10 protein-coding genes, 1 rRNA gene and 2 riboswitches (1 of these 13 cut by a window edge) are annotated in these 11,353 nt (G+C 45.3%); of the genes, 3 read left to right on the forward strand and 8 right to left on the reverse strand.

What is annotated here, in order from left to right:
* Window positions 1-372: 372 nt before the first annotated feature.
* Both rrf and DP_RS06540 read right to left on the reverse strand, forming a co-directional pair.
* Window positions 373-489: ribosomal RNA gene (gene rrf / locus DP_RS06535) — 5S ribosomal RNA — on the reverse strand.
* Between the two features lie 57 nt (window positions 490-546).
* Complete coding sequence (locus DP_RS06540; protein ID WP_011188535.1) at window positions 547-1,851, reverse strand: MATE family efflux transporter; 1,305 nt, start codon at window positions 1,849-1,851, stop codon at window positions 547-549.
* Between the two features lie 611 nt (window positions 1,852-2,462).
* A riboswitch (glycine riboswitch) is annotated at window positions 2,463-2,556 on the forward strand.
* Window positions 2,557-2,559: 3 nt separating this feature from the next.
* Window positions 2,560-2,638: riboswitch (glycine riboswitch) on the forward strand.
* A 141-nt stretch (window positions 2,639-2,779) separates the two neighbouring features.
* Between DP_RS06540 and DP_RS06555 the strand changes: the two genes are divergently transcribed.
* Window positions 2,780-4,186, forward strand: a complete 1,407-nt coding sequence (locus DP_RS06555; RefSeq protein ID WP_011188537.1) for an alanine/glycine:cation symporter family protein — start codon at window positions 2,780-2,782, stop codon at window positions 4,184-4,186.
* A gap of 194 nt (window positions 4,187-4,380) precedes the next feature.
* On the opposite strand, the gene DP_RS06560 is transcribed toward DP_RS06555, so the two are convergent.
* The 3 genes from DP_RS06560 to DP_RS06570 form a co-directional block, all read right to left on the reverse strand.
* Window positions 4,381-4,932, reverse strand: coding sequence for a dienelactone hydrolase family protein (locus tag DP_RS06560; protein ID WP_011188538.1), 552 nt, complete (start codon window positions 4,930-4,932; stop codon window positions 4,381-4,383).
* A gap of 145 nt (window positions 4,933-5,077) precedes the next feature.
* Complete coding sequence (locus DP_RS06565) at window positions 5,078-5,626, reverse strand: hypothetical protein (protein WP_011188539.1); 549 nt, start codon at window positions 5,624-5,626, stop codon at window positions 5,078-5,080.
* Between the two features lie 853 nt (window positions 5,627-6,479).
* Window positions 6,480-7,004 carry a hypothetical protein gene (locus DP_RS06570; protein ID WP_011188540.1) on the reverse strand — a complete coding sequence of 175 codons (525 nt, stop codon included), beginning with the start codon at window positions 7,002-7,004 and terminating at the stop codon, window positions 6,480-6,482.
* Between the two features lie 506 nt (window positions 7,005-7,510).
* Here DP_RS06570 and DP_RS06575 point away from each other — a divergent pair.
* Together DP_RS06575 and DP_RS06580 are read left to right on the forward strand one after the other, a co-directional pair.
* Window positions 7,511-8,353, forward strand: a complete 843-nt coding sequence (locus DP_RS06575; RefSeq protein ID WP_265588603.1) for a rhodanese-like domain-containing protein — start codon at window positions 7,511-7,513, stop codon at window positions 8,351-8,353.
* Entirely contained in the window at window positions 8,350-9,456 is a 1,107-nt protein-coding gene (locus tag DP_RS06580; protein WP_011188543.1) for an NAD(P)/FAD-dependent oxidoreductase, read from the forward strand. Before DP_RS06575 ends, DP_RS06580 begins: the two co-directional genes overlap by 4 nt.
* A gap of 528 nt (window positions 9,457-9,984) precedes the next feature.
* On the opposite strand, the gene DP_RS06585 is transcribed toward DP_RS06580, so the two are convergent.
* The 3 genes from DP_RS06585 to DP_RS06595 form a co-directional block, all read right to left on the reverse strand.
* Entirely contained in the window at window positions 9,985-10,431 is a 447-nt protein-coding gene (locus DP_RS06585; RefSeq protein WP_011188545.1) for a YaiI/YqxD family protein, read from the reverse strand.
* 7 nt (window positions 10,432-10,438) lie between these two features.
* On the reverse strand, window positions 10,439-10,687 hold the full coding sequence (locus DP_RS06590; RefSeq protein ID WP_041277715.1) for a hypothetical protein: 249 nt from the start codon (window positions 10,685-10,687) through the stop codon (window positions 10,439-10,441).
* 259 nt (window positions 10,688-10,946) lie between these two features.
* On the reverse strand, window positions 10,947-11,353 hold the 3' portion of the coding sequence (locus tag DP_RS06595) for a hypothetical protein (protein WP_011188546.1). Its footprint extends 154 nt past the window's final position; only the last 407 of its 561 coding nucleotides appear in the window; its start codon lies beyond the right edge, outside the window — the gene reads right to left on this strand; it ends in the stop codon at window positions 10,947-10,949.

The following is an 11,353-nucleotide window of genomic DNA, read 5'->3' on the forward strand; positions in this document are numbered from 1 at the left end:
GAGACTCCATCATTCGTGTTCGGAATGGGAACGGATAAAGTCTCTTCTTTAGGTTTATGCTGCTCTTTCTAATATCCGCCGTTTCACTGCTCGCCATCTAACATCTCGTACCCGCCATTCCGCTCCGCTTCACTGCTGTTCTTTCTCCGTGTCCTCGGTAGTAGTGGTAAATGCTTTTTTACTGTTGAGAACAATAAGAAGAAAAGGGAATGTCGGATAAGTTTTCGGGAGTTACTGCTGGGGGAGTTGTAACATGAGGATAGGGCATCGCCGCTCTTTGGCATCCCTGCCACCGCGGCATACCGCCCATCCATGGGCATAAAACACAAAAAGCCCCAAACTAAATTAATAGTTTGGGGCTTTGTATATAAAATTCGGCGGCGACCTACTCTCCCACACAGTCTCCCATGCAGTACCATCGGCGCTGAAGAGCTTAACTTCCGTGTTCGGAATGGGAACGGGTGGGGCCTCTTCGCTATGGCCACCGAAAAAAATTTGCTGACATTAAATACCCCATCGCCGCTAAAAAAGCTAGGGGAAAGTTTATTATCTGTCAATAAGTTCAGTATTTTCCTCTTTCACCACCGTCATCCTCTGCCATGCCCCCCTGTAATATCGCCATAGGGCAAGCATTCCTAAGGAGGCTATATAGAGTGAAATTAAGAGCCATGCGCTCCAGATACCTGCAGAAAAAACTGTTACAGCCAGATAGAGGGGGAGGCCAAGAACAAAGATGCCCAGAATACCTATGGCCCACATAATAAAGCGGGTATCACCGGCGCCTTTTACAGCCCCGGAATAGACAATGTAGAGGGTGTCAAAAGCACAGTAGATCACCACGAAGCGGAGGAGCACCTTGCCCATCTCCTTGATGGCGACAAAATCGGCGCCACCGTCTGCGGGTTCAAAGATGTTTATAAAGGTTTCGGGAATGAAGAGAAAGAGGAGGCAGAGTGAGGCCGTCCAGACAAGAGCGATATGGAGGCAGCTTGTTGTCACCTGAATGGCATCTTCCTTTTGGCCCCGGCCAATAGCCTGGCCCACCAGGGTTGATACGGCAATGCCGAGTCCCATCAGGGGAATAAAGAAGATAGAGTTAATGGCAAAGACAATATTAGATGCGGCCAGTTCCACCTTGCCGATTTTTCCAACCATAAAGATAAAGAAGGTGAAGGTAAAGAGCTCAAAAAACATATTTACTCCGGCGGGCAGACCATAGGTCATCATCTGCTTAAAGAGAGCAGGCTTAAAAGAGCGTGCCCTCCATACGGCAAAGCTTGCATCGTTTTTTCTGGTAAAGACCAGGTAGGCAAACATGAACATCTGCATGGTCCAGGCAGAGATGGTGGCAATTCCGGCTCCGGCAATACCGAGTTGTGGAAATGGTCCTATACCAAAGATCAGGGCATAATCAAGGGGGATATTGATAAGCACTGCCACTGTATTAACAATCATAATTGGCCGGGTAAGGCCGCGACCGGAGAAGAAGCAGCTGAGTGCAGATGAGAGTATGGCGGAACCACTGCCGAGGCTGAGAATACGGAAGTATGTTATCTGGAGTTCCTCCACTGCCTGACCATGGCCCACCAGAGAAAAGAGAGGAGGAGCGATAAACCACAGTGATGCCAGTACGCCAGCGGCAAAAATCGATAACCATATCGACTGCCAGAGCACTGCCCCTACCCGTTCATTTTTTCCGGCGCCGCTATACTGGGCGATAAAGACATTGGTGTAACTGACAATTCCTATAAAAAATAACAAGACGACCAGGTTGGCCATGGCGGCAGGTGTTGCCGCGGCAATGGCATCCAGAGAGTAGCGGCTTAAAAAAACACGGTCGGTAAATTCCATAGGGTGGTTGAGCCCATGCTCACCACCAGTGGTAGTCCTACTTTCAACACATCTCTATAGCCATGTGGTTCGTTCCAGCGTTTTACTTGTAAAATCATTCCTACAACTCTCTCTTATAAATTTTCCATCGGCAAGTCTGTCTTCTTGGCTCATATGAACTTTTCATATCATCTACCCTAGCATACAATTTCAGAGGGGGAAGAACTACAGATAAGGGCAAGATAAGTAAAGGAGAGTTTCCCGCTTCGCCACTCCGCTCCGCTTTACTGCCGCCATTCCGCTCCGCTTCACTGCCGCCATTTCGCTACGCTTCACTGCCGCCATTTCGCTATGCTTCATTGCTGCTCTTTTTTTGTCCTCCCAGGGTATTGCGTCTCCATGCCATCCCTGGCACCGACGCGGCTCATCCATGGGCATTGCTGCTCCTTGGCTGAGCCATCGCAGCATACCTCCCATCCCTGGGCATATAATCCAAAAAATGTTTAGACGAAGAAAAGCACCTAGCGCTGAGCTATTAGAGACGAATTGTTGGGGGAAGGATGGAATTGCTGAAAAAAAGGTGCTTGATTTTTTTGGGGCAAGGAGATATCTACACTCTTACAAAAACTCGGATGAACATAGCAGGAGAGATTTTTCCCATGGCAGTACGGATGGGGAAGGCACCGAAGAAGTAAATCTTTCAGGTCAAAGGACTGCTATGGGACGAGCCTCTGGAGAGTCTCATTATGGGCACCGAAGGAGCAAGCCAGCGTGTAGCTGGTGAACCTCTCAGGTACAAGGGACAGAGTGTAGCAGGTACCAATGACCGTTACCCTTGTTGTAATTTTGCCATTGATACCCACTATTTTAGCGGGAGTCATCCCACCTCTTACCGTTTTTCCCCTATCCGAATTTTGTTTTTATGTTTTTTTAAAACAGGAGAATAAAATTGGAACGTTTTACATTAATTCTGGAACAGATTGATTCCTTCGTCTGGGGTCCGCCCCTCCTCATTCTTTTGGTGGGTACCGGTCTCTACCTGACCATGCGTCTTGGCCTGATTCAGGTGGTCCGTCTTCCTCTGGCCCTGAAGTATGTTTTTGCAAAGACTCAGGAGAAGGGGATGCAGGGCGATGTCTCAAGCTTTGCCGCTCTCTGTATAGCCCTCAGTGCGACCATTGGTACCGGCAATATTGTCGGGGTGGCAACGGCAGTCAAGGCCGGGGGGCCCGGCGCTATCTTTTGGATGTGGGTCGCTGCCTTTTTCGGTATGGCAACCAAGTATGCCGAGGGACTTTTGGCCGTGAAGTACAGGGTTGTTGATGCCAACGGGGAGATGTCCGGTGGCCCCATGTACTATATCGAGCGTGGCCTGAACAACCGTTTTCTGGCCAAGATGTTTGCCCTTTTCGGTATCGGTGTGGCCTTTTTTGGCATTGGCACCTTTGCCCAGGTCAACGCCATCAAGGATGCCGCCAATCTTACCTTCCATATTCCTGTTCCTGTTATAGCCGTGGTTCTCACCGTACTGGTGACCATGGTAACCCTGGGCGGGGTCAAGAGCATTTCCCGAGTAGCGTCCCGTATCGTTCCCTTCATGGCCCTCTTTTTTATCCTGCTTTCAGGGCTGATTATGTTCCTCAACATTGGCCAGATCCCTGCAGCCGTCTCCCTGATTATTGAGAGCGCCTTCAACCCTCAGGCAGCCTTTGGTGGTGCCGCCGGTATTTCGGTGATCATGGTGATGAGAAGTGGAATTGCCCGCGGTGTTTTTTCCAATGAGTCCGGCCTCGGGTCTGCCCCCATTGCAGCGGCTGCAGCCAAGACGGATTCATGTGTCCACCAGGGACTTATAGCCATGACCGGCACCTTTTTTGACTCCATCGTTATCTGTACCATGACCGGTATCGTTATTGTTATGACTGGCTGTTGGAACGATCCTGCCCTTGCCGGAGCGGCCATGACTAATATGGCCTTCAACACAGGTCTGGGTAGTGATATTGGTCAGTATCTGCTGACCATCGCCTTGATCTTTTTTGCCTTTACCACCATCCTCGGTTGGAACTACTATGGCGAGCGTTGCACCGAATACCTCTTCGGGGTTAAGGCAATCAAGGGCTATAAGATCATCTATATCGCTTTGGTAGCCTCCGGCTCCTTCCTGCAACTGGGACTGATCTGGACCCTGGCCGATATCGTCAACGGTCTGATGGCCATCCCCAACCTCATCGGCCTCCTCGGCCTCAGTGGCGTCGTCGCCTCCGAGACCAAGGCCTACTTCGCTGACCTGAAAGAGAAGCAGGGTGCCATGGGCGCTAAGCCCGAGGCCCAGCCCGCCATGCGTGCGACTGAATAGGTAGATTTTCACCTGTAAACTGAGTCGGTCGAAACTACGGTTTCGACCGACTTGGTTAGGGCGAAAAAGCTGTAAGCGATAAGCTGTCAGCTGTCAGTAAAAAAGCTATCAGTAAAAAAGCTATCAGCTGTCAGATGAAAAAGAGGACAGGCTACTTATAGTAGCATTAATAATTTTCCGCCTAATTTTCTTTGTTAATAGATACATTTGCGCAACAACTCAACATACTTCCTGTAACCTAACTTGCTATAGTTTTTTGAAAGTTCGTTCATGAAGCCATGTAGGTAGGTTGTATTATGGAGAATAATATTTTCTTTGCCTAATAGCCGGTTTGCCATTTCTTCAACACTGAATCCCGCTTCATGCACTGGTAAAAAATGTTCGACAACAACACTGGGATTAATCTCTGTTGAGTGTCTAATCTGCGAACCGTAGAAACACACTACCCGCTTCACTTTCTCACAGCTCAATGACTCGGAAATCTGCCAAAGAGCAGAGGCGCCCACACTGAATCCTACCAAAATTATCGGTATTGTTGTCTGCTCTAACCTTGATTGTAACAGGTCACAATAGGCGTTCATGCCAACGTTTGCCATGAAGAAATCATAGGCTTCTTGCTCGGTCTGAAAGCGCATCTCTTTCCCAGCATATGGATCAACGATACCAATATCGGAACCTACTGCCCTGCATAAATTTTCTAAGGCTGGTGTTCTACCAAAGATGTCTGATACAAATATTTTACGCATAATTCAGTTGAGCTGTAGTAATGGAGCGTTAGCGAAATGGCGAGCTGTCAGCAGCTATAGAGGAGAAAGTTGTCGATATCTTGAAAATAGAAGTGTAAAAGTGAAGATCGGTAGCGCGTTTTTTGCGTCCGCAGAATTAGCTTTGTTAGGTGTTTGATGTTAAAGAATTTAATCTTGTTTCTACCTTTTTACATGCTTTTTGGAAACTCGATTCCTGAACATCTTCGTAAAAGAAAATACCTTTAGCTAAAGATGGCGTCTGCTTTATAGCCTGAACAGCTTGAGCTACTGCTTTGATTATTAAAGCTTTTTCTATCAAGTAAGAATCTGTATTAAAATGAACTAATCCGTTTCTAGTTTCATTTAGCCAAACAATAAGATTACGATCAATATTTGTTGATGAAGAAAATACTTTATCGAAAAGCTCCATAAAAAAATCTAATTGTGGGTCAGGTAATTTCAGCTCATTGTCATCCGCCTCCTGCCACTTTTTATATTGATTCTTTTTCCATGTTTGAAAACTATTACCGTTGCGTAAGGCAATACAAAGATATCCTTGTAAAGCACAGTGAGTTGATATTATGGCATACTTCCACGCGTGTTCAGATTTAGATACTCGCTCTAAACACGAGCAAAGCTCATCTAAAGAAGATTCTGCATCTGATAATCGATCGAATTGCACATACTTTAACATTATGAATACCTAGTGGTGTTGATAGATTTCTTTTCTAAACGATATATGATTTGTCCCCTTTGTATCAAGGCATACATGAGTCAACTATCTAGGACAAGAAGAAATTTTAGCCATACCCTAACTTCAGGTTGAGCGCTTCTTTCTGTGTTCTCTGTGGTAATTACTCTTGCAGTTTCTGACAGCTGACAGCTCGCCATTCCGTTATGCTCCACTGCTAGAGCCTTGCTCTTGCTCGTATCTAGTTAGAAAGCCTCTCCCCTTTGGTGAGGGGGAGAATGAGAGGGGGAGTGCTTGTCTAGGGGGGATGGAGGGGGTGCGTTTTCCTGCCCTGTGATTCGAGATCAATTAAAGGCCTGTGTAGGATGGGCAGCAGCGGAGTGGAGCGTGCCCATCAATGTTCCATTGGCAACCCACTTTTTTAAATCATCAGGGGCAGAAATTGATAAAAATTGGCGTTTGATGGTTTTCAACCGTCAATAACAGCAGGGAGGGTGTAGAGGGTAAGCTGAGGTGAAAGACCGAGGTTTTCAAAAAGATAGGTTTCAAACTTTTGCGGAAGATTTTGCATGAGTCGCTCCTCTCAATAACATGTTTTTTGCACGATAACATGCCCAGTGTTACTGTGCAAATTTTATGTTACTGAACTACTTTGACCTCTTTTCTCTATGGTGGTAATGCGGCATTGGCTATGATGAACATGCTATCGCTTCGCCATTCCGCTCCGCTCCACTGCTGTCCATCCTACGATAGCTCTTGCCCTACTCTTCCCCACCTTTTTCTCTCTCCTATCCTCTGTGTTCTTTGCCAGTGGTAAATGCAGTTCCTGCTCTTTCTAGCATCTCGTATCTTCTTTTCACTGTCCTTTCTCTTTTCTATCAGTACGTTGATTTCTTAACATCTGTTGCATGACAAATACCATGATGAACGGAATGATCTCAGAGAGAACTCTGTTTCCACGAAAGGCAAAGGAGAGGGCAAAGGCGCAAACAGAGGTAAAGAGTAAGAGCAGAGAGGTTTTCCTGATAAAGTTTTTATCGGGGCAATCAACTCCAATAAATCCCCGTGGGCTGAGTAACAGGCTTATAAAACCGACGATGACAATCCATGCCAGCATCCCTGATGCATGTAATTTGCCATAAATTTCATTTAACCACCACTGGTGGCTGATTATGGCCAGGGCCCCGCTAAATAGATAGATATTTATACCTAAAAAAAGACGGTTGAACAGTATCTTGCGGGCTGTGAATAATATGATAGCGACTAAGGCCATAAGGCCGCTTATAAGAAAGGGCAGATTCCAGTCCTGCCCGGTATTGATATCGATGAATCTGATGTATAAGACAAAAATTGACAGGGGAATAATTTCAAATAATCTCATAGTATCTTTAACTTATCCTATGCTTTGCTTCAGGGACAACATTGATAATAGATGATTTTCCATGCTTTTAGCACCACGATATCATTTATCTACTTGAAGCTACAAGAGAAAACTCCCCCTCCCTCCTCCCCCTCCGAGAAGTGGAGGTGACTTAGAGCCAACGTTATTTGATATAATAACAAATAAATATTTCCTGACCTTGGTTGCTTTAAACTACTTTATTATTAATAATTTATGCCGTTCTTGTTTTTTCTAGTATCCGCCGTTTCGCTGCTAGAATCTCGTATCCGCCGTTCCGCTCCGCTTCATTGCTGTTTTTTTCTCTGTTTCCTCCGTGCCCTCCGTGGTAAATGTTTTTGCAGTTGCCCTTCCTGACAGCTTTTTTTCTTTGTTTTTTCTCGCATCTAATATCTCGTATCTAGTATCTTTTTTTTACTTCCCTCAACGTGATATCATAATAGTTGTACTCAGAGCAGTTTCTTTTTTTAATTATTGGGGAGGAAATTATGAAGTGGATGCAGTTTTTTACCCCCGTTTCATCCATCAACTGGGATGAGGCAAATGCCTTGCTTGCCGCTAATCTCAAAGGCGATGTCGTTTTCCTCGATGTTCGCCAGCCCAAAGAATATGAGAATGGGCATATACCGGGTGCGAAGTTGATTCCGGTGGGGCAGCTTGAGAGTAGACTGGATGAGCTGCCAAAGGATAAACCTCTGGTTGTTTACTGAGCCATAGGCGGGCGCAGCCGTGTTGCTGTGCAACTGCTTGCCGGTAAGGGATTTTCTAAAATATATAATCTCTCCGGTGGGATTAATGCCTGGGAAAAAGAGGTCGCTGTCGGGCCTGAAGATTCCGGGATGTATCTCTTTAGTCCTGAAACTACTGCAGAGGATGCCATTATTACCGGCTTTGGTTTGGAAATGGGGCTCAGAGACTTTTATTTATCAATGAAGTCAAAGGTTAAATCGGAGAAGGCCGCCAAACTTTTTCAAAAATTGGCTGATGTTGAACTTCTTCACGAGAAGCAGTTGCTGGAACTCTATAACGGTTTAGTCGGTGAGAAAGTCAGCCTTGACGAGTTTCAGAAAAAAATAGTTGAACCTAGCATGGAGGGCGGGCTTACAACTGATCAGTATCTGCAGCGTTATGATTTCAATATGGAAAGTGAATTGGATATTCTCTCTCTGGCCATGGCCATTGAGGTTCAGGCCCTTGATCTCTATCTGCGAGCGGCTGATGGCAGTGAGGTGGGCCTTGCCCGTGAGACCCTGCTTCATATTGCCGCTGAAGAACGCACTCATATTGCCATGCTGAGCCAGCACATTGACCAACTAGAGGAACTGGTATGAAGAATCTTGTCTTAATTGGGGGTGGGCATGCTCATATGCTTACCCTGAGCAAACTAGAAACTTTTATCGCCAAGGGCTATCGGGTAACGGTGATTCAGCCATCGGATTACCACTACTATAGTGGAATGGGGCCAGGAATGTTGGGCGGCACCTATGAGGCCGATGATATTCGTTTTGCCACCAAAAAACAGGTTGAAGGCAAGGGGGGGAAGTTTATACGGGCTCATGCCAGTCGTATCGATCCTGAAGAGCAGATTGTTTATCTGGCCGAGAGTGAGGAGAAGGTGAGCTACGATATCCTCTCCTGTAATGCCGGTTCCTATGTACCCAAAGATATTGTTGAGGGAGATGGAGCCAATGTTTTTAGTGCAAAACCCATCGAGGAGTTGAGCCGAGCCAAGGAGACAATTCTTGAAAAATTGGCTGAAGGTGCAGTCTCAATTGCCGTTCTCGGAGGTGGACCTGCCGCAGTGGAGATTGCCGGCAATATTCATCAGCTGGGCAAGAGAAGAGGGGGGCGGCAGCCGCAGATACGACTTTTCACAGGTCCTAATTTTATGTCGGCAAAACCTGCCAAAGTGCAAAAATTGGTGCGCAGGTTACTCCTTGCTAAGGGGATTGAAATAATAGAAGAGGGCTATGTGCAGAGAGTTGCAGATGGTCAGATAAGGGTAGCAGATGTAAGCTATAAGGCCGATATTATCTTCCCGGCCATAGGGGTCCGCCCCTCCAAAATATTTTCAATATCTGGGGTAGATGTCGGTCCGGATGGCGGCTTAAAGGTAAATACATTTTTACAGTCAACCAGCCATCCCAATATCTTCGGAGGAGGAGATTGTATCTATTTTGAGGAACAGCCGCTTGATAAGGTGGGGGTTTATGCGGTTCGACAGAATCTGCTCCTCTATAATAATCTCATGGCCTCACTGGAAGAAAAACCCTTGGAGAAATTTTCATCGGGTGGGGACTATCTCTTGATCTATAATCTTGGGGATGGTGAAGGGGTACTCTCTAAATGGTCGATTACCTTTTCGGGTAGGATTGCCTTTGCCCTTAAAGATTATATCGATAGAAAATTTATAAAAACTTTTCAGGAAATTTGATATTGTTGCGCTTTTTCTACAGGTCATAAAAAATGGCAGAGTCTTCAGCTGAAAGAATTATGGGCTGTATGAAGGGTTTCGTTAAGGCAAAGCTATGATGGGCACGATTCGCCGCTCCGCAGCTTTTCTTCGCCATTCCGCTACGCTCCACTGCTGCCCATCCTACAGTGTCGATATATGGAATGAAAATCCGAGGTAGATTTAAGGCAACTGTGTAGGATGGGTAAAGCGGAGCGTGCCCATCAATGTCTTTTTGGGAAGGTCTTGGTAGGTGGAAAGGCTGTCGCCGCTCTTTGGCATCCCTGCCACCGCGGCGGCTCGATCCATGGATATAAAAAAGCCCCAAACTAAATTAATAGTTTGGGGCTTTGGATATAATTAAGCGGCGACCTACTCTTCGCCCCCCAGCACTACCATCGGCGTAAAAAGGTAAGCGACCGGAGGGAGACTCCGTCAAAGCGACCAAAGGGAGACCTTCGTCAAAGCGACCGGAGGGAGACTCCGTCAAATCTTACCATAGCAGAAAAGTTAACGCAGCCGGGCTAAAATTCGGTCGATGGCATTGGCAAAACGCTGTTTATCTTTTGCTGAAAATGGTGGTGCACCGCCGGTCTCGACTCCACCATCGCGTAACTCTTGCATAAAATCACGGCTAGAGAGACGCTCGGCAATATTCTCTTTGGTATAGAGCTCTCCTCTGGGATTAAGAGCAGTGCCACCCTTTTCCACTACCAGTGAGGCGAGGGGAATATCAGCGGTTATTACCAAGTCACCCTTTTTCAGTAGCCGAACGATTTCACCATCGGCCACATCCGCCCCTGCTGCCACCAGACGAAAATGAAGATGTTGAGAACGGGGCAGTTTTAAGACCCTATTCGCGACAAAGATCGTCTCAACCTTACGTTTATCGGCCAGTTTATAGAGTATCTCTTTTATTGCCACCGGAGCGGCATCGGCATCAACCCAAATTTTCATTCTTCTCTCAAAAACTTCTATTAACAGATATTTGTATTATATGTTGTTGGTTAGGCGCAGCGTAGTCCACCTTATCAACTTGGCAATTTGGATATATTTTTTTAAATTCACTCAAAAGAATGTTTGCAATTTCGCACCCTTTTTTAGCTTCCTCATCAGAACATACCCACTGAAAATAAATGCGTCCTTCCACTTTATCTTCCGCACCTACCTTGGCATCTGCAATCATTTTTTTTACAATTTTTTCTAAATCCAAAATAACCTCCAATAGATAATTATAGTATTAACGCAGCACGCATATTGACATTAATAGATATGAATCGCATGGTTTTTCCTTCATCTTGAAAAATTTTAGAACAAAACTCTTTTTCCGGCTCTTTCTCAGAGGTTAACTTCACAATATTGGGGGTAAGATCAACTAATTGGTCACAAAAATTATCTCTATTCTATGCTTAGAATTACCGAAGTAACATCGACTGCTAGCCAAATTTTCATTTAATTTCTGCAAGCTAAGATTATATTCGTAATTTACTTTTTCCAGTACTCAAAAATTTTTGATGACACGCTACAAGCTTTTTAACATCATCTGTTACTTTTTCTTTTTTTTTCCAAAGTTCTTTTGGCCAGGGAAGAAATTCATCCTCCCTATACTTTTTCGGAACCATCAAATATCCCCTAATACCCTGATTGAAGAAATTAGGATCACTCTCAATAAATTCTATAAATCGATCGCATAAACACATAAACTTTGTTTTTTGCTTCTCGATATTTTTATCGTGAAATTTTTTTAGAGGCTTCTTCCACCTATCTATAGCAGAATCAAATTCATCATAGCTAACAGCAGACAGTTCAGTTGAAAAATTATAGCTAGCAAAAAAATACATTACCCTTAAATCAGAAGAAAAATCTTTTAAAAATTCAG

This window comes from Desulfotalea psychrophila LSv54 (assembly GCF_000025945.1).
GTDB classification, from domain to species: domain Bacteria; phylum Desulfobacterota; class Desulfobulbia; order Desulfobulbales; family Desulfocapsaceae; genus Desulfotalea; species Desulfotalea psychrophila.

Excerpts from the sequence above, each read along its gene's own strand:
- DP_RS06560 (WP_011188538.1), bottom strand. The coding sequence starts at position 4,932 with ATGCGTAAAATATTTGTATCAGACATCTTTGGTAGAACACCAGCCTTA.
- DP_RS06585 (WP_011188545.1), bottom strand. The coding sequence starts at position 10,431 with ATGAAAATTTGGGTTGATGCCGATGCCGCTCCGGTGGCAATAAAAGAG.
- DP_RS06580 (WP_011188543.1), top strand. The coding sequence starts at position 8,350 with ATGAAGAATCTTGTCTTAATTGGGGGTGGGCATGCTCATATGCTTACC.
- DP_RS06570 (WP_011188540.1), bottom strand. The coding sequence starts at position 7,004 with ATGAGATTATTTGAAATTATTCCCCTGTCAATTTTTGTCTTATACATC.
- DP_RS06565 (WP_011188539.1), bottom strand. The coding sequence starts at position 5,626 with ATGTTAAAGTATGTGCAATTCGATCGATTATCAGATGCAGAATCTTCT.
- DP_RS06540 (WP_011188535.1), bottom strand. The coding sequence starts at position 1,851 with ATGGAATTTACCGACCGTGTTTTTTTAAGCCGCTACTCTCTGGATGCC.